This window comes from Peptoniphilaceae bacterium AMB_02 (assembly GCA_036321625.1).
Classification (GTDB): domain Bacteria; phylum Bacillota; class Clostridia; order Tissierellales; family Peptoniphilaceae; genus Microaceticoccus; species Microaceticoccus formicicus.
The window spans coordinates 374,893-397,111 of the sequence record CP143259.1 but is presented as its reverse complement, the minus strand read 5'-3'; the positions used below and the strand labels follow the sequence as shown (position 1 = coordinate 397,111).

Sequence of the window (22,219 nt, the reverse complement as noted above, 5' to 3'; positions counted from 1 at the left end):
AAGAACTATAAACGGCTTTTTCTTAAAACCTGGAACGGAAGAGATTTTCAATAACTTTTCGATCCCCTTTTCATTATTTCCCTCATTATATCATCGAGTTCAATTCCCCTGTCAACCAAAAGAACATTCAAATGATACAGTAAATCTGCTGCTTCATATATCAGCTCTTCTCTGGAGTTATTCTTGGCAGCTATTATGGTTTCTGCAGCTTCTTCACCAATCTTTTTACAGATTTTATCGACGCCTTCACTAAGCAAGTAGTCTGTATAGGCTCCGGGTTTTGGATTCACTACTCTATCCTTTATTAAATCAAACTCTTCAAAAAGTACATTCCTGTCGACCGAGTCAGTGAATTTCACAATTTCATTGTAGTAACAGGATACCTCTCCCGTATGGCATGCAGGACCGTCAGGAAGAACCTCCATTAATAATGAGTCGTAATCGCAATCTGCTGATAATGATACTACTCTTTGAGTGTTTCCGGATGTAGCTCCTTTTTCCCAGAGTTCTTGTCTCGATCTACTGTAAAACCAGCTGCTTCCCGTTTCTATCGTCTTGGCAAGAGATTCTCTATTCATATAGGCCTGCATGAGGACCTTTTTAGAGAGTGCATCTTGTACTATTGCTGGTATTAGCCCTAAAGAGTCGAACTTTAACTTGCCTAGGGTATATTCTGTTATCTTTTCCTTTAGGGTTCCTATGTCTAATATACCGAAGTGAAACACCGATGCTCCAAGTGCACTGACTGCTCCCGCTTCATAGGCATCTATAAAGTGTTGGTATTCACCTGCTCCTCCTGATGCGACTGTCGGTATTTTTACAGATGAAGATATTTTCTTCACCAGTTCCAAGTCAAAGCCGGTTTTAACTCCATCATTGTCTATGGAATTGATGCAAAGTTCTCCCGCTCCAAGTTCTTCCAGTTTAATAGCCCATTCAACAGCATCAATACCGGTCTCTACCTTGCCTGCACCGAGGTATACTACCCAAGAATCACCACTCTTTTTAACATCCATGCTTCCTACGATTTTCTTACTGCCGAATTTAGATGCGGCCTGAGATATAAGCTCTGGATTTGAAACTGCTGCTGAGTTTATCGAGACTTTATCTGCTCCAAGTTTTAATACTCTTTCTATATCTTCCAGGTTTTTGATTCCTCCTCCTACCGTAAAAGGTATGCCAATCCTTTTAGAAAGCTCAATGATTGGCTTTTCAAAGATTCCTCTATCCTCTACTGTTGCAGATATGTCGTAGTATACTAGCTCATCTATCCCGTTTTCTGCATATTTAAGTCCTGCTTCTACCGGGTCTTTTATACTCACTATTTCATCAAATTTAACTCCCTTAACCAGCATCCCTCCGGAGACATCTAAGCAAGCTACAATTTTATTCTTTTTCAATTCCGTCAACTCCTCGATTGGAAATCTCTAATTTCTTCCATACTTATTTTTCCTTCATATAGAGCTTTACCGACTATTGCCCCATATAAATTAAGTTCTGATAGTTTATTTAGGTCATCAACCGTTGTGACTCCTCCGGCTGCAATTAAGTTTATATCTACCATTTCATTTAATTTCTTTAAAACTTCAAGATTCGGTCCGCATAGCATTCCGTCTCTATCTATGTCGGTGTGTATTATGTTTTCTACACCACGCTCTTCCAGTTCTTTTGCTAAATCATATATGTTTTTGTCGGTTTTTTCGACCCAACCTTTAATAAGTACGATATCTCCCTTTGCATCAAGAGATATGGCGATTTGACTTTTGAATTTCTCGATTAATGTGTTTAAGAATTCATCGTCCATAATCGCAGCAGTACTGACTATCAATCTGTCTATGCCCATTTCAATAAGTTCAGTTGCCCGTTCTATGCTTCTTATTCCACCGCCAAGCTGTATGGGTACATCAACTGCATTTCTTATTTTTTCTATTACCTCAAAATTATCTTTTGTTCCCTTGATTGCCGAATCTAAATCGATTATATGAATGTATTTGGCACCACCTTCGACCAAAGTTTTAGCCATTTTTACAGGATCTTCTTCATAAACGGAAAGTTCAGTGTAGACCCCCTTTAGTTAGTCTCACACATTTTTTATCGATTAAATCTATTGCAGGAAGTATTATCATATTATGCACCTATTTTCCCTTTCGTTGACGGTATCTTTCCAGATGAATCCGTAATTCTAGATGCCATGCCAAGAGCTCGCCCAAGTGCTTTGAATATTGATTCTATGATATGATGTTCATTTTCTCCATATAGATTATTTACATGAAGTGTGATTCCTCCATTTATTGCAAATGCGTATAAGAACTCTTTGAGCATTTCCGTTTCAAAATCTCCAACTCTTTCCCTTTTTAGTTCCACATTGTAGACCAGGTATCCTCTTCCGCTTATATCAAGGTCGACTTTGGTAAGGGCTTCATCCATGGGGCAGGAGAAAGATCCGTATCTAGCAATACCCCTGCAATCACCAATGACATTTTTAAATAAAGTACCCATCACTATTCCGATATCTTCGACTAAATGATGAGTATCCACTTCAAGGTCCCCCACTGCTTCCAAGGTATAAGTCGAATCCCGAATGTCTTGTAAAAAGCGCCATCATATGATCAAAAAACCCCATCCTGCACGTTCCTACAAAGTCACCGTTTCCATCTATATTTAATTTCATATCTATATTGGTTTCTGTCGTTATTCTTTTCAGCTCTGAATTGCGCAATGTATTCCTCCCTTAATTAATTTACTAAGTGTATTCTTCTAAGTGCTATTTCCCTAATGACATTTTAAAATCTGATTTGATAAGATCTTGCTACTGTCCTAAATTTCTGTTTTAACATTTTTAACTCTAAGCTATATGGTATGCAATACACTTATTTAAACCTGTTATTTCCAAATCTATCCAATATTCTTTAACACTCTTAACAGCACTTCATTTTCTTCCGGTTTACCTACATTTATTCTATAATATCCGCCCAAGTTTGAATCCTTCGGATACATTCTAACTCTTATATCTGCCTCTTCCAATAATTTATTAAAGAGTTCTGTTTTACTTTCATTTATTTTTATAAGGAAGAAGTTGGATCCTGTCGGGAATGTTTCTACATTTTCCAGTTTTACTATTTCTCTGTACAGTTTTTCCTTTTCTTCCTTTAGGATATTCATTACACCTTCCAATTTCACTCTATTTTTAAGTGTATATTTGGCAAGGTTTTGACTGAGTTGGTTTAGATTGTAAGGTGGCTTTACCAGGTTTATAGCCTTTATTATCTCCGGACATGCTAATCCGTATCCAACTCTGAGTGATGCAAGTCCAAATGCTTTAGACAAAGTTCGAAGTCTAATCACTCTGTCATTTAATACAAGATCAGCATAGTCCTCTTCAGAAAATTCGATATATGCCATGTCTAGGACGACGAGAGCTTTTGTTTCGTCTATTATCCTTTGAACTTCACTTTTCGGAACACAGTATCCGGTTGGATTGTTTGGAACACATAGAAAAATAAGTTTTGCTTTTAAAAAGTTTGCGTTTTCTATGATTCCATCGGTATCGATTCTATGGTCAAGGTCCGAAACACCAACACATCTTGCACCTTTTGCTTTTGCTGAGATTGTGTACATTTCAAAGCTTGGACTATGAGTTATTACAACATCACCGGGATTAATAAAGGTTGCAAGTATCATATCTATTACTTCATCGGCACCATTTCCTACAATTATGTTTTCCGCTTTCGTATTTGTATATACTGCAAGTTCGTTCCTTAACTCGTCTGCATTCGGATCAGGGTATCTGTTTAGTTTAAGTTGATTTAGCACTTCCATATACCCACTATTAAATTCTTCATCCTCAATTAAATTGTATGGATTTTCATTTGACGCCAGAAGTATCTTCTCGTTTGGCATCTTGGCCAAGTAACTTTCAAAGTTAAGTAGATTTTTATTAAGGAATTTTTCAATCATGTTTCTCACAACCTTTTTATTATTTTTATTTTGTTCTCAGCTCTATCGACTTTGCATGAGCAGTTAGCCTTTCATTTTTAGCAAACTGCATGATATCGTCGGCTTCTTTCATCAGAGCTTCCCTATTATAGGAGATTAAGCTGGATCTTTTAATGTAATCATATACTCCAAGTGGTGATGAAAACCTTGCAGTACCACCTGTCGGAAGTGTATGGTTAGGTCCTGCAAAGTAGTCTCCAAGCGGTTCAGGAGTATATTGCCCTAAGAATATCGCTCCTGCATTTACAATTGAATCAATATAATCTTCGGCATTATCCCAAAGTATTTCTAAGTGTTCAGGAGCTACAATGTTCATCAGTTCTATGGATTCTTCTTTTGATTCGGTTACAAATATTGTACCGTAATTCTTTAAGGATTGCTCAATTATTTCATTTCGTGACAGTTCATCTTTGATTATACCGACCTCTTTAACAACCAGCTCTGCAAATTCAAAATCATCTGTCACTAATACAGGTGCGGCTTTGGTGTCATGTTCAGCTTGAGAAAGTAGGTCTGCAGCTATATAGGAAGGATTTGCGTTTTTATCTGCAAGTATTCCGATTTCACTAGGTCCTGCAATCATATCAATGCCGACAGTTCCGAAAACCTGTTTTTTAGCTGTGGCAACGAAGATATTTCCCGGGCCGACTATTTTGTTTACTGCTTCGATACTCTCGGTTCCATAAGCAAGCGCAGCGATTGCTTGTGCTCCTCCTACTTTGTATATCTCTTTTACACCACAGACATATGCTGCAGCCAGAATATATGGATCTATCTTACCTTTGTCGTTCGGTGGACTCACCATGGCAATAGAACCCACTCCCGCAACCACTGCAGGAATGGCGGTCATTAATACTGTTGAAGGATAGCCTGCAGTTCCTCCCGGCACGTATATTCCCACTCTTTCTATAGGGGTAATTTTCTGTCCTAGTTTTACACCCGGTCTGAAATCATTAAACCAAGTTGATTCCAATTGCTTACTGTGAAACTCGTATATATTCTTATATGCCCTTTTAAGTACATTTATAAAATCTTCACCCACTATGGAGACGGCTTCGTTAAGTTCAGATTCAGATACTCTAAAATCCTCAATCTCAACCCTGTCGAATCCTTTGGTATAATATCTTAAAGATTCATCTCCGTACTGTTTAACTGATCTGATAATTTCTGCAACTGCTGATTCAATTTCAGGATCAGGGTTATCCGTTCTGTCCAAATACTCTTTTACCAGTTTTTTCTTGTCCAAATCTCTACTTACTTTAATAATTTTCATAATTGTCCTCCTTAGTTTAATTTCCTATATTTTGGTCAAATCTTTCCAGGAACTCTTCTACTGCAGCCTGTTTCGTCTTAAACGCAACTTTATTACAAATAATCTTGGATGAAATATCCATAAAGCTTTCCATCTCTACCAATCCGTTTTCCCTTAGGGTATTTCCGCTTTCTACAATATCAACTATGATATCCGAAAGTCCGACTATTGGTCCAAGTTCCACTGATCCATTTAGTTTTATTATATTGGCATTGACCCCCTGACTCTTCAGGTATTCTGATGTCAATCGGGGATACTTGCTCGCTACTGTAAATGAATTTCCCTTTGGCATCTTTTTATCTGCAAGTTTTGCGAATGACATTCTGCATTTGCCGATATCAGTATTTCTCAGTATATAGCCGTCAAACTCACCTTCATCCAGGATATCTGAACCGACTATTCCTAAATCAGCTGCACCGGATTCAACATATGTCGGTACATCCGGTGATTTAACAAGTACTAATCTGAATTTATTCTCACTGTCATTGATAAGAAGCTTTCTCGTTCCACTTTCGTATTCAGGAAATTTCAGACCTCCTGCTACAAGTCTCTCTACAACTTCTTTTGTAATTCTTCCCTTCGCAACGGCAATGGTTACAATATCTTCGACAGTGCTTTCGTTATAGTCTATTACCAGGCTTAAGTTCATTCCGAATCCGACTGCAGGTCTTGGTTCGCCGTATTGTTCTGCGAGTTTATTGTACCTTCCTCCTGAAACTATAGGGACATGCATACCGCCAGCATATAATTCGAAAATAGTATCTGTATAGTAGTTGAATCTTTTCGTAAGGGTAAAATCAAGTTTTATCTGTATTCTAGGATCAAACTCGTTTATACGATTACTAAGTTCTTGGAGTTTATTTAGCGCTTTGTCCATTTCTATGTTTCTCACGAGTTCTCTTGCTTTAGGAAGTACTTCATTCACATTACCTACCAGTGAAGTCAGTTTCACCAATGCTTCTATGTCTTTAAAGTAAATGCCTTTAGATTCTAGGAAAGGAACCAATGAACTCAGGTTCTTTATTTCTAAATGCTCCATTATGGTATCTTCATCTTCTTTAGATAGCTTTAGAGTGGATAAAAAACCGCTTAAATAAGCTGCACTTCCAAGTCCTAGTTGAAGATTGTTTATGTTGATCTTTCTGATAATATTCACTGCCAGCTGAATGATTTCTTCTTCACAAGATATATCATCCACCCCAAAATACTCAACTCCACCTTGGATAAAATCTCGGCCGGTTTTTTTAACTCCTTTAAATTCTCTGAAAATCGTGGATATGTAGAAGAGTTTTACAGGAGCTTCAGATATCGGGAAATTATTGCATACATATCTCGTTATCCCAATTGTTGCATCAGGCCTTAACACCAATACTCTACCATCATTATCTATGGTTTTGACCATTTTAAGTCTGTCGATTCCTCTATGGTTTTTGTATAAATCATAATCTTCAAAGTTAGGCATTATGATTTCCTCATAACCTAATTTTTCTGACTCTTCTATCAATGCCCCCGTAACTTCCCTCAACCTCTTGATACTATCTCCGATTAATGTGCTGGAGCCGGCAACTTCATAATTCATCAAAATCCCTCCTAATAAATAAAAAAACCATCCGCCAAGGGATGGTTAGAATAGCAAAAATAAACGTAATTAATCACGCAAACAATGCCATCTGATAACATCCCAAATGATCACATGGTTATGATGATGGCTATGAACTTTATTATTAAGTCTAGTTTGCAGATTTATCATCTTCATCTCATTACTCCTCTAAAGTGTTTATTGGATTATACATCATCTAGATAATTAATGCAAGTCTTTTGATAAATAATTTAATATTTTACTTAGCTTTAAAGTATTTTTAACTCCAAATCCCGGTTGTAATAAATCTTCCTGCCCTGGATTCTGAATTTTTAATAGTCTCAGGTTTGAATCCCATTATGGATAGCAGTTTAATGGCATTACGAGACTTGGTTGGTCCTTCATGTATCTTGTAATCAAAAGTCATCTCATCTTCTACAACCTCTTCCCTAAAATGGAATTGATTGTATTTATTTGCCAATAATCTAGTTAATTCGATATCATGAGTAGCAGCTATACAGATAAGATTATTGCCGGCGAGTTCTTCAAGAATGGTACTTGCTGCAGCCACTCTTTCTACAGTATTGGTTCCTCTCAACAACTCATCCAGTATACAAAATATCCTACTTCCACCTGCCGAGTAGTCAAGTATTCTCTTAAGAGATTTTATTTCGGCTACATAATAACTGTCTCCTTCGACTATGTCGTCTGAGATAGCCATTGAGGACATGGTATCAAATGAAGTTGCCGAGTATTCTTTTGCAAAATTAAAACAAAGACTCTGAGCCAGGATTACATTTAATCCTATAGTTTTAAGATAAGTAGATTTTCCGGAGGCATTTGAGCCGGTTATAAGTATTGATTTTTCAGTATCTATTGAATTGGAAACACAGTTTTCCACTAGTGGATGAAAAGCGTCGATACATTTTATATATGGTTTAGCATCTGCATTAAATTCTATTTGCGGAGTAGTTATGTTCTCACAACACTTTTTATATGATCCTACTGCGATAGAGGCATCAATTTCTCCAACAAAACTGTGAAGTATAAACAATTCATCCCTAAACTTACTTATCTTGCTTACCACAAGTTCCAATCGTATTAGGACCAGAAGTGTAAGCGCATCGATTAACTCCATAGGACTTCCTGTCTTAACTGCCGAAAATCCTCCATATATTCTGAGAGGATTCAGTTTTGCAAGAGCATTAAGTACCTCCTCACTCGGTGTCTGACCCGACTTTTTAAGCTCTGCCACCAGTTTACTTGAGGTCCTTATTATTCCCAAGGCATAATTGATAGTTACATATCTTACCTGACTTTTCTTAGTTATGGACTCGTATAGAATTATATTTATTATTGCAATCATAGTAGTGTATTTAAGATAGACTTTGTAATTTAGAATCGCAAGTATCAGCGTGATGATAAAGGTCAGCCCCATCGCAATATAAAAGATTAGTTTCTCATAATTAGTCTTTTCATCTTTTATGAAATTGAAGATGTCGGCAACCTTATTCCTACCGAGTTTATACAATTTCTGCCTCAAACTGTCCCTAATATCTTCATTCTCTTCTAAAAACTTGATTCGTTCACACTTGTCCCTATACTCTACTTCTTCCCTACTTGGAGACCTTAACATATAGTACAAATACTGCTCTCCTGAAGTAGTTAAACAATGATTCGATTTCTCATAAATCCTGTCCATATTCAAATCATCCCATGTAATATCATCTATCATAAAATCACGACTCTGCCTTCTAACATAGTCATAATGATACCTTACATTGACATTAACATCAGGTTTATAAACATTGTCAGTAGGCTTCCCATAAATCTTCCTTAAATATTTTTTAGTCTTTCCAAACATTAACTCCCCTCCAATCCAATTTGAGTATATCACAGTTGCCAAATGATATTATCATATTTATTAATACTTTATTATCTTAGTGTAAAACCATTTAAATGAAAAACAAACCCGGCAAAGTTAATTTGCCGGGTTTGGTGGAAGGATATGTGATATTATTTAGCTAAGATCTCTTTAGCAGATTTAGAAATGGTTCCTTCTCCTCCGATTACAACTATTTCATCCATTTCCCTAATCTCAGTTTTTATTACTTCAGGTACTTCATCTTTCTTAACCAATAGTATTGGCATTGATTTAATGTAAGCTACCGGAGCAATTGCCAGTGCATCTGCAAATATTTGTCACTTGCAGCAAAAGCCTTTTCTTTATTCTTGAGGTATTTTGCATCCTAGTACATAAAACATCCATATATTCATTCAATAACTTACCTGGGATTGAACATTTATGTGTATTATAATCCACTCTTGTTTTACCTGTAATTACTTATATTTGGGGAATTCTTTATATGAAACCTACCTGAAAAGCAGATGTAAGATGTACGAGGTTTGAGGTTAGAAATAAGACTTTTAATGTAGCGACGTGAAGATGTCGCTCTTTGTGTTTCTCTCCCTCCGAGTCGCTTAGGCGACCCACCTCCCTCGTCAGATGGAGGCTTTCAAATACTAAATTCTCATTATTGATATATGTAACTTCAATAGCTCTTTTGATGTATTATATATAAATAGGCACAAGCATTCCTTATAAAACCATACTGATTTTACAACTTACTTTTTATACTATAAATCTTCCCCAGAAATGAAATTTGTAAACTTTCCTAATTTCTCAATTATTGGATACTTGGTATCTTTTCCGAGTAATTTTAAAACTATATAGACTATCCTGGCAATAGCAAAACACACAGCTACTACTATTGATATATAAATGAGAAATACTTTAATAAAAGCTAACATGTTTTACTCCTTTCAAGCGTTGTATTATATTTAATAATAGCACATAAAATTTCCTTTACCGGATTATTAATAATTCTTTATAAGTATTAAATAATCAAAAAAAGAACCCATATTGTTACCAGGTAGTGGTTCTGTGATAACTTATGGGTTCAGTTCATTATGGATTCCTATTTAATTCTCATTACTACATTTCGTGCACAAATAGTCCATTTAAAAGCTTTGGTTCAAACCATGTTGATTTGGCAGGCATCATATCCCCTCTTCCAGCAACAGACAGTAAGTCTTCTGCTGAAGTTGGGTACATGGAAAAGGCAATGCCTCCGTTTTTATCGACTAATGTTTTTAAATGGTTAATTCCTCGTATTCCTCCTACAAACTCTAGATCATCTTCAACAGTAGGATCTTCAATGCCGAAAATACCGTTCAGTACATATTTTTGCAAACTGGATACGTCAAGGTCTTTCAGGACATCAGAGTTTTTATATTCGTCTTTGAGTGTAAGCTTATAAGATTTTTTATCATGGTACACAGAAAGTTCATACTTTTGCCCAGGTTCAGTGAATTCTTTAAGCTCTTCTACTTCGTAATATTTTCTTAATGCATCAAAAACCTCTTCTGTCTTAAGTCCTTTTAAAGAACGAAGGTATCTATTATAAGCCATGACATTGATATCATCTTTAGAAAATAGCACCGAGAGAAAATAATCCGATTCTCTTCTTGTATTATTTTCCCTGTCTTTTAGATAAACATTAATAGCTGATTTTGACCTGTGATGACCATCTGCTATATAGGTGTTTTCTATTTCGTTAAAGGCTTCGATGATTCCTTCTGAATCGATAATTTTATAACCGGTATTTCTAACTCCGTTTTTTTCAAAGTCAAATAAAACATTATCATTTTTTATAGTTTCATTTATGATATTTTCTATTTTTTTATTCGTCTCGTATAGTAAGAAAATCGGACCTAGATGATATCCCGTTATGTCTATATGGTTTGTTCTATCAACTTCCTTTTCTGCAATCGTCTTTTCATGGACTTTTATCTTTTTATTTAAGTAGTCTTCGGCTGAGGACAAAGCTACTATGCCTTTTTGAGTTTTCCCTTTAAATTCTTGGACATATAGGTATATGGATGAGTCCTCGTCCTGTTTTAGTTCACCGCTTTTAATTATTTCTTTAAAAAGCTCTCTCGCTTTTTTATATACTGCGGGGTCATTATATTCTATATTGTCAAAGTGAGCTTCTGCTCTGTCAATCCCTATTATAGACCTTGGATTTACTTTTATTATTTCCCGAGCTTCATCAGTTGACATAACATCATATGGCAGTTCCGCAATTATCTCTGCATCATCAAAGCTCGGTCTAAAAGCTTTGAACGATCTTAGTTTAACCATATAATCTATCCACCAACCTCTCCACTACTTCAGTACCTATATTTTTCTGAGCTTCATATGTTGAAGCTCCTATATGAGGTGTCACTGATACTTTTGGATGACAAAGTAATTCCGTATTATCTGAGGGCTCACACTCAAATACATCCACCGCGGCAGCTCTTACTTTTCCGGAATTAAGTGCTTCAATAAGTGCTCTTTCGCACACTATTCCACCTCTAGCAAGATCTATCAGATAAACTCCATCCTTCATCTTGTTAAACTCAGGCTCATTTATAAAGTAATGATTTGCCTTGCCACCGGGTATATGAACTGAAATGTAGTCCGACTCTGATAAAAGCTGGTTCAAGTCCACTTGTCTAAATTCTTCACATTTTTTATCACTTCTACTGGTAAAAATTACATTCATGCCAAGTGCATTCGCTTTCTTAGCTAGTTCACAGGCAATTCTCCCGTATCCTATTAACCCCAATGTTTTTCCTGATAATTCCACGCCCATATATTTTTCTTTATTCCATAGACCCTTTTTCAGTTCAATATTTGCTAGGTCTACATTTCTGGATATTGAAATCATCTGTCCAAGGGCAAGTTCTGCAACAGCATTTGCACTGGAATTCGGTGTATTATATACTTCAATCCCGGCATTTGAACATGCTTCTAAATCAATATTATCCAGTCCAATACCTGCTCTTATTACGACTTTAAGTCTTCCGGCCTCTGCTGCCGCATCTACAACATTTTTATTCACCTTTGTTCTTGATCGTACTACTAATGCATCGACTACTTTAACTGTATCTAGAAGCTCTTCACTATCTACTCTTTTATCTATTATTTCAAATCCTCTATCGATAAGTTCTTCAATCTTTTGAGGATCCATCCCATCGGCAATCAGAACTCTTTTCATTTTAATCATCCACCTCTAATCCCAATACTTCAATCATGGCATCGAGCAGTCCTCTTACATCTTCTTCAGTATAATCTGCCATATGAGATATTCTAAAAGTTATGTCCTTAAGTGCTTTGTAGCCATTTGATATTATATATCCTCTTTCAGTTAATTTTTTGTTCAGCTCTCCAATATCGATATTTCTGGTATTCGCTATACAAGTAACCGTGTCTGATCTAAGCTTTTCATCTTCAACAAAGAGTTTAAAGTACTTTTCAGCAAACTCTCTAACCATGTCTGCCAGAGCTCTATGTCTAGCGTATCTATTTTCAAGGCCTTCTTCAAGGATTCTATCCAATTGATAATCAAGTGCAAACATATGAGGTAGAGTAGGAGTGGAAGGGTATTGATGTTTTTCTAAATTAAAATCATAGAGAGTCACATAGTCAAAATAAAGCCCTCTATTTTCAATTCCTCTTGCCTTTTCGATAGCTCTCTCACTAATAGATGCAAATGAAATACCTGCAGGGAGTCCAATACATTTTTGTGATGATGTAATCAATACATCAATTCCCCAATCATCAGCAGGGATATCCATACCGCCAAGCGAACTGACCGCATCTACAACGATAATTATCTCGGGATGCCATTCTTTAACCGAAGCAATTATTTCGCCTATGGGGTTTGTAACACCTGTTGATGTCTCGTTATGCTGTAATGTAAGTAAGTCGTAATCACCCTTGTTTAGAAAGTCGATAACCTCTTGTGGAGAAAATCCTTTCCCCATTTCGATCTTACATACATCTGCTGGAACACCATTGGCGGTACATATTTTGTAGAATTTATCTCCAAATGCACCACACGAAAAAACTGCTGCCCTTTTCTTTGTAAACGATCTGATTGCACCTTCCATTAGTCCTGATCCTGAAGATGTTGAAATCAGAACATGATTTTTCGTCTTAAATACTACTTTCAGTTTTTCTTCAATTCTTTCTTGAAGCTCAGATGCTTCTTTACCTCTGTGACCGATTTGAGGATTCGCCATTTTATTTAATACATCTTTCCTTACATCTACCGGTCCGGGTATAAATAGTTTAGTATGCATATGTACCTCCTTTTTTTATAAATTTCTCCTATTCTATCACAATTTATCCCTTTAAACAAGTATTGTATCGAATTAACGAAAAATATTGGTATGGAAATATTAAAATACTCGTTAAATATTAGAAAAATCCTCATTCTAAATGAAGATTTTTTAGTATTAGATTAAATAATGGTCAATTCTTTTAAATTTTAGATTTATACTTCGAAAGTTTAAATAAAAAAGCATCAACCGGATTAGGAGTTTACAGCTTCTACTTTAATGTATTTTAGATTTTCATGATAAATACTTTGGATAATTGCAAAAAAGAAGTTTCTTTCTCCATTAGATTAGTCATGGTAACAAACGTGGAAGTGTGAAGATGGTTGTAAGTATGGAAGTAGTTCGTAGTGAGTTCAAGTATAGCAGTAGAATTCTTCGAATTCCTTTGTATATCTCTCCCTCAGTCTGCTATCGCAGACAGCTCCCTCGTCAGATGGAGCCATTAGAAGAACAAGGTGATTTACCAGAATTCGACTGCCAAAAGATGGAGCCGGAAAAATATAACCTCAAAAAAACCTTGTTCTTTATTAGGGTTTGGCTCTAATTTAAAAGCGACCTAACGGCCGCTTTATTTTAATCATTAAAATACTCAAAAAACTTAAATACTTCATTACTTACTTCAGTAAAATTAGATCTACCAATATTTTTACTTATATCTACTATTTCTTTAGGTAGTTCTGTTAAGTTGTATCCCTCGTCCAGTTTAGGCTTAAATATAACCATTTTATCCCTATGCTGGACTCTCACCTCACAATTTGAAAGCTCGTGATCTTGATATGTGTTAAATAGAGTATTCATTGTATCAATGTTAATATGAAATGAATAACCTTTACTGTTTGCATTTGAGAAGAAAATACATGTATCATTATATTTGGGGATGATTAAGTAAAGTGTCGAGAATTTATACGGATCCATAGCATTTTCATTAATTCTCATTATATCTTTAAGAGCAAGTATTGATTCATCTACAAGACTGTTAATTTTTTCGATTCCGGTCGTGCTTGCAGTCTCTCCAAGGTGTCCAATAAATGCTAGTGGCGCATTTTCTTTACTGGAATCTATTTTTAGTGTTTTAGCAAAATGCTCATAAGCCGGATTTATTTCAGGCCTGTGATTATTTTGATTTATCGGTTGAAAGGTTCTATAATCTTCACCACTTGCCGCCGGAGTCTCTATCGTTTTGGTATATATCAACTGTCCTGATTCAGAAAGATATGAAACAGCTTCATGTTGATCGCCATAGACCTCTGTCGGTTTATAGTTCCTATTTCCATTTTCTGTAGACCAAGAATAAATTGGTTCAATACCATAGTATTTATTCCAATTTTTTACTAAGGTATTAGCCCTTAAATAGGAATACTCCTCAGGGGTGTGAAATTCTTTAAAAGCATTCAAATCTTCATTTATTGAGGATTCGAGTTTTTCAATAAATTCGGGTATCTTAGCTCTTTCAATTAATTCGTTATTTGATAAAACCTCACCTGTATATACATCGATACTGATTGCATTTTCAAGTGGTTTTATGTACCCCATATTTTTACTATCATGCTTTATTATAACTGTTAGTACGCCATTTGTTTTATAAGATTCATAATTTATTGAATCGGGTGTTTCGTTTTGGTATTCTTCTCCATAACTAAAAGTTTCAGCATAATCTATGGCTAGTTCCTTCATCTGATAATTAAAATTTTCAATATCATCGTTAATAGGAGTAATTTGTGGAATCATAATCTCTGGATTAATTGTTTTATCATTTACAGTATAGGGTAATATTCTATCGATAACAGGATCTTTGAGATTGTATACTGCTATATTTAATTCTTCAGGCGCAGTCTCAGACTTTTCTTCCTTCTCCACTTTATCATCTTTTGTTTTATCAGATTCTTCAGTTAGTTTAGTTTTCGTATTATCATTGATTTTTTCATTATTTTCATTATCTTTACCCAGAGTTTTATCATTTTGCTTTTCATTATCCGTAATTATCCTTCCACCATTCTTTGTAGTCTCATTACATCCGGCGAGCAAAAAAATCGTAAGTACTAAAACCGGAATCAGTAAGTTCAGTATGTTGTTTTTGATTTTCATAAATATCACTCCCCAAATTGTTTTAAGGTAATATAGATTATCTCTTTTATTTAATATACCCTTTGTTACAATACTTAATCTATGCATTGTATTAAATCATTCGCATCAAAGTATCATTATTAAAAGTGATTACTATGACCATATTCAATGATGTATATCGATACTTTTGTCTAAGTTTTAATAAAAATAATTATTTTTACAAAATTGAGGTATATATATAATGAAGTACATTTATTATACATTTTAAGGGGGATTATATGAATTTTTTAATTAGAAAATTTGATATCAATAGCCAAGAGTATAAAATCTCTCTCGAAATAAGAGATGAGGTTTTTAGAAGGCCTCAAGGATTAAGTATTTATGATGATGACTTATCAGATGATTTCGAATCTGAAATGTATGCCGGCTTCCTAGGCGAGAGAATGATATCTATGGCATTCTTGAAACCTACAGAAAACAATGAAGGAATAGTTCGAGCCGTAATTGTACTCGATCAGTTTCGAGGTCTTGGTTACGGCAAGCTAATGATGGATAAAATACATGAATCTGCGAAAAAACTGGGGATAAAAAAGCTGTCCCTAAAAGGAAGAACAACCGCAAAGGGTTTTTATGAATCCCTAGGATATGAAACTACTTCACAAGTTTTTGATTATAAGGGGATTCCACATGTAATGATGGAGAAGGAGGTCACTTAATGAGAAAAGAAGTTATAATTGCCAACCCTGCCGGAAATATAACTGCATTAGTCCCCGGAAATATTAACAGTGAACATTATATTGAAATTGCTGAGAGTTTAATGGCTATACCGGGTTATAATATTGAACAAGTCGGATTTATACAAGAACCTAAACTGGATAATACGATCGGTAGACTGGAGATGATGGGAGGAGAGTTTTGTGCTAATGCTTCCAGAAGTTTTGCAATGTTTCTAGCTTTTGAAGAGCTTCAAGGTGAAAAGGAATTTTTAATAGAAGTATCAGGCGCAGAAACTCCGGTCTTGGCTTTCACAAATACTAATGAAAGCACTGCCGGAATTGAACTAATGGTAGAAAAGAAAATTACAGAATTAGAAATAGATGGCGTGATTTTCCCTGTAGTTCATTTGGATGGGATTTTGCATGTATTAGCACTTGATATGAAAGAGGATGAAGACCTAACTGCAAGGGTTTTACATAAAGTTAAAACTCTGTACAATCCTGAAGCTACAGGAGTTATGTACTTGGACACAAACGCTCTTACCATGGTTCCACTTGTTTACGTTGCTCAAACTGATACATTGATTCGTGAAGGTAGCTGTGGTTCTGGTACAGTAGCAGCCTCAATATATCTTTGTAATGAGAAAGATGCTGATTATGCAGAATTTGATATAGTACAGCCAGGGGGAAGTATAAATGCCAGTATAAAATCTCTGGATAATGATATGTACCGTATAAAAATCGGAGGATATATAGAATTACAATCTCACTTCTTAGGTTATTAGAATAAAGCTCTCGGTTTGATTCTTTACCAAATGAAAAAAGATAATAAAAACAGTCTAAATATAATCAACAGGATTAAGTGAATATGCCCCACTTAATCCAGTCCCATTATAAAGCTTTCTATAAAGTTTTTAACTTCTTTAGGTACTTCACCATTTTTTATTACAAGAAAGTCTGAAATATCCATTATCTCCTTAGGTATATTATTAAGTATACCTTCTTCGTTTTGCCTCGTACTATAAAAAACCAAATTGCCTCTATGTTGAATTCGTATTAATATTCCATCCGAACTATTACTATTTGTCGACATTAAGATCATCTGAGTAGTTCCGTCCAGTGGAATTGGTTGATCTTCTGACACCATGGTATATAGGTACATACATGTATCTACATACTTGGGTATTATTATATATAATTCCGTCCCCTTATCTTCATTGTCTAGATTTGCTTTTATTTTTGAAATCTGAGTCAGTTTTAAATGTGAATTCATTAGTATCTCATTTAATTTTTCAGTAGGCTCACTTGATGGGAGTCCACCTATATAAGCTATCAAAGCTACTGGTGATTCTTCACTTTTTGGATCAATTTCCAGGTTTTGAGCAAAATATTCGTAAGCCTTATTTAAACCGGGTTCGTAGTCCTGTTCATTTTTAGGATAAAATATAACTTGATCCACTCCGACTCCGGTAGGCGCGTTAACATTTAAAATGTATGCAAGTTCTCCATTTTCGTCTAAGAAAGTTGCAGCTATTTGGGAGTCTATTTCATATGGTTTTAATGGCCGGTATTCCTTTTCATGCTTATTATGATTATCTTCAAATACGGATTTCAATTGAAAGTACTGATTCCAATTTGTCATAAGAATCATAGCTTTTAAATATTGATAGGGTTCATTCGATAAGTAATATTCAAATTTTTTTAGCTCTTTCATTATTACAGAATCCAACTTAGGCGCAAAGTTTATAATACCCGCTCTTTTCATCATTTCATCAGCGGTTAATACATGACCGGTAGTCATCTCCACATTTATAGAATTCATAAAAGGTTCTTTTCTACCATCTAAACGGCTGTTATGCTTAGTAATAACAGATAGGATACCATTGTTTACATAAGATTCATAACTCGCAGTACCGGTATGTTGAGCTTGGTACTGCTCATCCATCTTGAAGTTATCTACTAAAAACTCTGCAAATCTAACCATTTGTCTATTATAATACTTTATTTCATCATTAACGGGCGTGATTTGTGGTATGGATATATAAGGCCTTACTTCATCCCCGGTATCTGTGACATACGGTTTTAAAGCATCAATACTTGGTAATTTTAATTCGTAGACTTCTATTTTAAATTCTTCCGATTTCTCATGGGAATCATGAGTCAAAACTTCATCTTTAGTTTCTTCTGCTATATCTATATTCTCTTTTTCAATTACTGCATTAAGCCTAATTTCTTCCGTTTTATCATCATCTTTTGGTTCTTCAGTTTTTTCTATCTCTACATTGATTGTCTTTGCTTCATCCTTTGTTTTAAAATTATACTGATTACATCCGGTCATTAAAAATATAATTGCCAATAAGTAAATACATCCCGCAATTTTTTTCTTGGAAATGATAAAATTCATAACTTCACCCCCTTCCCGGTTTTCTTATTAGTAATATACCCTATGCAAAATTACTTAATCGCTATATTGTAGTAAAGTCTACTGGTATCAAGATATTTTTTTACCTTGCAAGACCTCGTCTTAAATGTGTATAATTAAGCCATGAAGTATACGGAGGTAAAGATGAAAGAAAAACAAATTAAACAGCCATCTACGGCTTTTGCTTCTCCAAGATTTTGCAATACGGGAAATTTTATGAGAATGGAGAGAGTTTCAGAATCTGAAGGGTTGGATTTTGCTATTTATGGGATTCCATTTGATACTGCCTGTTCATACAGAACTGGAGCTAGATTCGGTCCTCAAGCAATCAGAAATATTTCAGTAATGATGAAAACCAATCATACCATCCATGAAGTAAATCTATTGGATTATCTGACAGGCGCTGATTTAGGCGATGTAAATATTGTCCCAGGATATATTCATCCTACGTATGAAAGAATTGAAGAATTCACTTCTGAAATACTAAATGCCGGTGCCGTCCCAATAGCATTGGGTGGAGATCACTCAATAACACTTGGTGAACTTAGAGCTATTCATAAGAAACACGGCAAGGTCAGCTTGATACATTTTGACTCCCATGCCGATATTAATTATGAAGTATTTGGAGAAAAATATAATCATGGGACACCATTTAGAAGAGCTATAGAAGAAGGTTTGATAGATCCGCATAAATCAGTCCAAATTGGAATGAGAGGTTCACTTTATGATGCCGGCGAGTTTAAACTCGCAAAAGAACTAGGCTTAACTCTTATCCCCACTCATGAGGTCAGAGAAATCGGAATTCCTGAGACGATTAAACGAATCTGTGAAGTAGTTGGAGACAATAAAGCATTTTTAACATTTGATATCGACTTTTTTGATCCTGCTTATGCTCCTGCCACAGGAACGCCTGAAGTAGGAGGTTATACATCTTTTGAAGGTCTTCAGTTTATTAGAGGCTTAAAAGATATTAATTTTGTTGGATTTGATATCGTAGAAGTCGCACCACCCTATGACATTGCAGATATTACTTCACTACTCGCTGCAAATGTAGTGTTTGAGTTTTTAGCGCTGCTGGCACTTAAGAAAAAGAATCAATAAATATTTAAGGTCAACCAAAAGTCCACATTGGTTGACCTTTTGTTTAGGCATCTAAAATCTTCGGGTTCACTAAAAAAACGGCTCATCATGAAGATGGGCCGTTTGGTATATTGGATATGTTTTGGCTCTATAATTTATAGTGTTGGTGAAGAAATATTAGTTTCTTTGCGGGCACTATTTTCTTTTTAAAAAATAAAGACATAGTGACCAATTTCCTTTATAATTTAATCACCACAACAAAAAAATAAGGAGGCCACTATGTCTATTAGTAATTATATCTTAAATTTATTAGATTTAAAAGATGAAAATATTGAGATTTTTGAAAATGTCGAGAAGATTAAAAAGAAGAATATCTCTTACAATTTGATTTTTGGCCGGCTTACCTATAATGCTTCTGTTTGTCCCGTTTGTGGTAACGTGCATAGCCCAAGCATTATTAAACACGGCACTAAGTCTTCTGATATTAAACTTCTTCCTTTTAATGGCGAACCTACTTTCTTGAGACTTAAAAAGCAGAGATTTTTATGTAAGGAGTGTAATTCTACTTTTATAGCTGAAACTGATATTGTTAAAAAGAATTGTTTTATTTCTAATAGAGTAAAAGCTCATATTACAACTAATTTGACCATGAAAGTAAGTGAAAAAGATGTTGCTAGTTTACATTATGTTTCTCATTCTACGGTTTCTAAATGTGTAGATCAAGCTTTTGAACAGTTTAAGCCTAATTATCAGTTTTTACCAGAACATCTATGTTTTGATGAGTTTAAATCCACAAAAACTGCTAAAGGATCTATGAGCTTTATTTTCTGTGATGCTATTACTCATGATATTATCGATATTGTTGAAAACAGGCAATTACACTATCTTAAGCGCTATTTTTCTAGGTTTAGTGAATGTGCTAGAGAATCGGTTAAAAGTATATGTATAGATATGTATCAGCCATACATTAGTCTAATTTCTGATCTTTTCCCTAATGCTAAGATAGTATTTGATAAGTTCCATATAGTTAACCACTTATCTAGAGCATTGAACAAAACAAGAATAGAAGTTATGAATAGTTTTTCTAAGTATTCAATGGAATACAAAAGGTTAAAAAGGTATTGGAAGCTGATACAAAAGCCTTATTTAAAGCTTAATTCTACACGTTTTAGAAAGTGGATACATTTTGAAAGATGGAAAAGTGCTAGAGATGTGGTTATGGATAGTATTAGTGTCAACAAAACACTTCTAAATACTTATGATTGTTATCAGATTCTTTTAAAGGATGTAGAAAACGGAGATATTGCCTCCTTAAAGGCACATTTAGAATATTATTCAGATGAGGTATCAGATGCTATGAAAACTAGTATTAACACGCTTTTAAAGGACTTTGAGTACGTAAAAAATTGCTTAGAAGTCAATGTTACAAATGGATGTTTAGAAGGTATTAATAATTTTATTAAGTGTTTAAAAAGAGTTGCTTTCGGATACAGGTCGTACTATCATTTTAGGAATCGAATATTAATTTGCAAGAAAATGATAGTACCAAAAGACACTGTAAGTGTAAAAAAACGTCAGGCAGCTAACGCTGCCTGACATTAATAGTTTGTGATTAATTTATATACCAACACTATTTGACAAAGAACCTATGTTTTTAAACACTAATTATATTTTGATCTACCTTTTTTATATTTCCGCATTTGCAAATCCTTTACCTTTTACTTCGGTCATTGGAGAAATCGACATAAATGCTCTTGGATCAATTTCATCGACTACTTCTTTTATCCTGACTACTTGTCTATTGTTCGCAACGCAGTAGATTACATCTTTAGAGTCGCCGGTATAGGCTCCCTTAGCTTGAAAATAAGTTACACCTCTATGTGGGTCTACCATTATTTTTTGAGCTATTTCATGGCTGTGTTTGGATACGATCAATATTTGTTTCTTTACATCAAAACCACTTATTACCTTGTCTACAACTTGGTATCCGATGTACATGGCAACAATTGTATAAAGTCCTCTTGTCAATCCAAATAGTACGGATGCTATTAAAACAATTATGAGATTCATTCCAAGTAGTGCTGAGCCAATATTCATATTCCAGTCTTTTCTAGCAATAATAGCAAGTATGTCAAGACCGCCTTGGCTTGTACCGAACCTAAACATGATTCCCATACCTATCCCGTTAATTACGCCACCAAATATCGCAGAGAGTATTATATCATCTATCTGAAAATTAAAATTAACTGCTTTTAAAACCATCAAATAAATAGATAATAGATTCGCTGAGATAAAAGTGTAAAACATAAAGTTCTTGGTAAGTTTCTTAAATCCTAATATAAATAATGGTATATTGAATAAGAAAATAAAAATACCACTCGAATAGTTCGTCAAATACTGAATCATAATTGCAATACCACCGATACCACCACTGAGCAGTTTATGGGGTACAAAAAAATAAGTGATGGCAATTGCGCACAGCAACTCACCAATAATTACAGCCAACAATTTACTAATATTTTTATTAATTTCCATTTTCACTCCTTGAAGTTATTATGTATAAATCTCTTCAAAGATGGAGTAACACAAACTTCTCCCTCTTCTATACATCGTAGAAATACCAGGACATATTCGGCAAAAGACCTGACTTAATTGATATTATCAATATCACAGTGGCGAGACCGCGCGAGATTTTCACTCGACTTCCAGATTTAATTGCAAATTCGCAAACCGAATAGTATGTATTATAATGTCTTAATCATAGTAACATATATTGAGTTAGTTATCAATAATTGTAAAGATATAAAAGAAATTATAAT

19 protein-coding genes, 1 pseudogene and 1 riboswitch are annotated in these 22,219 nt (G+C 34.8%); of the genes and pseudogenes, 4 read left to right on the top strand and 16 right to left on the bottom strand.

Annotated features, from left to right (window positions below):
• Positions 1–47 precede the first annotated feature (47 nt).
• From hisIE to VZL98_01890, 14 genes and pseudogenes are all read right to left on the bottom strand, one after another.
• Positions 48–1,400 (bottom strand): bifunctional phosphoribosyl-AMP cyclohydrolase/phosphoribosyl-ATP diphosphatase HisIE, encoded by a 1,353-nt coding sequence (gene hisIE, locus VZL98_01955; GenBank protein WVH63743.1) that lies wholly within the window; start codon positions 1,398–1,400, stop codon positions 48–50.
• A 5-nt stretch (positions 1,401–1,405) separates the two neighbouring features.
• Positions 1,406–2,059 (bottom strand): annotated as a pseudogene (gene hisA, locus VZL98_01950) (1-(5-phosphoribosyl)-5-[(5-phosphoribosylamino)methylideneamino]imidazole-4-carboxamide isomerase).
• Positions 2,060–2,127: 68 nt separating this feature from the next.
• Entirely contained in the window at positions 2,128–2,538 is a 411-nt protein-coding gene (locus VZL98_01945) for a hypothetical protein (GenBank protein WVH63742.1), read from the bottom strand.
• Position 2,539: 1 nt separating this feature from the next.
• Positions 2,540–2,719: a hypothetical protein gene (locus tag VZL98_01940; protein WVH63741.1), complete on the bottom strand. Its 180-nt coding sequence runs from the start codon at positions 2,717–2,719 to the stop codon at positions 2,540–2,542.
• Between the two features lie 176 nt (positions 2,720–2,895).
• Complete coding sequence (gene hisC / locus VZL98_01935) at positions 2,896–3,957, bottom strand: histidinol-phosphate transaminase (protein WVH63740.1); 1,062 nt, start codon at positions 3,955–3,957, stop codon at positions 2,896–2,898.
• 25 nt (positions 3,958–3,982) lie between these two features.
• A complete protein-coding gene (hisD, locus tag VZL98_01930; protein ID WVH63739.1) occupies positions 3,983–5,269 on the bottom strand; it encodes a histidinol dehydrogenase in 1,287 nt (428 codons plus the stop codon).
• Between the two features lie 16 nt (positions 5,270–5,285).
• A complete protein-coding gene (gene hisG, locus VZL98_01925; protein ID WVH63738.1) occupies positions 5,286–6,887 on the bottom strand; it encodes an ATP phosphoribosyltransferase in 1,602 nt (533 codons plus the stop codon).
• Between the two features lie 280 nt (positions 6,888–7,167).
• The gene (locus VZL98_01920; GenBank protein WVH63737.1) at positions 7,168–8,751 is read right to left on the bottom strand and encodes a hypothetical protein; all 1,584 of its coding nucleotides are present in this window, start codon (positions 8,749–8,751) and stop codon (positions 7,168–7,170) included.
• A gap of 152 nt (positions 8,752–8,903) precedes the next feature.
• Complete coding sequence (locus tag VZL98_01915; GenBank protein WVH64527.1) at positions 8,904–9,071, bottom strand: cell wall-binding repeat-containing protein; 168 nt, start codon at positions 9,069–9,071, stop codon at positions 8,904–8,906.
• A 453-nt stretch (positions 9,072–9,524) separates the two neighbouring features.
• The gene (locus VZL98_01910; protein ID WVH63736.1) at positions 9,525–9,698 is read right to left on the bottom strand and encodes a hypothetical protein; all 174 of its coding nucleotides are present in this window, start codon (positions 9,696–9,698) and stop codon (positions 9,525–9,527) included.
• A gap of 184 nt (positions 9,699–9,882) precedes the next feature.
• Complete coding sequence (locus VZL98_01905) at positions 9,883–11,091, bottom strand: DUF1015 family protein (GenBank protein WVH63735.1); 1,209 nt, start codon at positions 11,089–11,091, stop codon at positions 9,883–9,885.
• Positions 11,084–11,992, bottom strand: coding sequence for a D-2-hydroxyacid dehydrogenase (locus VZL98_01900; GenBank protein ID WVH63734.1), 909 nt, complete (start codon positions 11,990–11,992; stop codon positions 11,084–11,086). Before VZL98_01900 ends, VZL98_01905 begins: the two co-directional genes overlap by 8 nt.
• Before the next feature lies 1 nt (position 11,993).
• Positions 11,994–13,079 (bottom strand): alanine--glyoxylate aminotransferase family protein, encoded by a 1,086-nt coding sequence (locus tag VZL98_01895; GenBank protein WVH63733.1) that lies wholly within the window; start codon positions 13,077–13,079, stop codon positions 11,994–11,996.
• 612 nt (positions 13,080–13,691) lie between these two features.
• Positions 13,692–15,203 carry a hypothetical protein gene (locus VZL98_01890; protein ID WVH63732.1) on the bottom strand — a complete coding sequence of 504 codons (1,512 nt, stop codon included), beginning with the start codon at positions 15,201–15,203 and terminating at the stop codon, positions 13,692–13,694.
• A 257-nt stretch (positions 15,204–15,460) separates the two neighbouring features.
• Between VZL98_01890 and VZL98_01885 the strand changes: the two genes are divergently transcribed.
• Both VZL98_01885 and VZL98_01880 read left to right on the top strand, forming a co-directional pair.
• A complete protein-coding gene (locus tag VZL98_01885; GenBank protein WVH63731.1) occupies positions 15,461–15,898 on the top strand; it encodes a GNAT family N-acetyltransferase in 438 nt (145 codons plus the stop codon).
• Positions 15,898–16,683 carry a hypothetical protein gene (locus tag VZL98_01880; protein WVH63730.1) on the top strand — a complete coding sequence of 262 codons (786 nt, stop codon included), beginning with the start codon at positions 15,898–15,900 and terminating at the stop codon, positions 16,681–16,683. Before VZL98_01885 ends, VZL98_01880 begins: the two co-directional genes overlap by 1 nt.
• A gap of 92 nt (positions 16,684–16,775) precedes the next feature.
• Here the strand turns inward: VZL98_01880 and VZL98_01875 are convergent, their stop codons facing one another.
• The gene (locus tag VZL98_01875; GenBank protein ID WVH63729.1) at positions 16,776–18,302 is read right to left on the bottom strand and encodes a hypothetical protein; all 1,527 of its coding nucleotides are present in this window, start codon (positions 18,300–18,302) and stop codon (positions 16,776–16,778) included.
• Positions 18,303–18,464: 162 nt separating this feature from the next.
• Between VZL98_01875 and speB the strand changes: the two genes are divergently transcribed.
• Both speB and VZL98_01865 read left to right on the top strand, forming a co-directional pair.
• Complete coding sequence (gene speB / locus VZL98_01870) at positions 18,465–19,421, top strand: agmatinase (GenBank protein WVH63728.1); 957 nt, start codon at positions 18,465–18,467, stop codon at positions 19,419–19,421.
• Positions 19,422–19,679: 258 nt separating this feature from the next.
• A complete protein-coding gene (locus tag VZL98_01865) occupies positions 19,680–20,996 on the top strand; it encodes an ISL3 family transposase (protein ID WVH63727.1) in 1,317 nt (438 codons plus the stop codon).
• 90 nt (positions 20,997–21,086) lie between these two features.
• On the opposite strand, the gene VZL98_01860 is transcribed toward VZL98_01865, so the two are convergent.
• Positions 21,087–21,935 (bottom strand): YitT family protein, encoded by an 849-nt coding sequence (locus tag VZL98_01860; protein WVH63726.1) that lies wholly within the window; start codon positions 21,933–21,935, stop codon positions 21,087–21,089.
• A gap of 54 nt (positions 21,936–21,989) precedes the next feature.
• Positions 21,990–22,123: riboswitch (adenosylcobalamin (AdoCbl) riboswitch) on the bottom strand.
• Positions 22,124–22,219 lie beyond the last annotated feature (96 nt).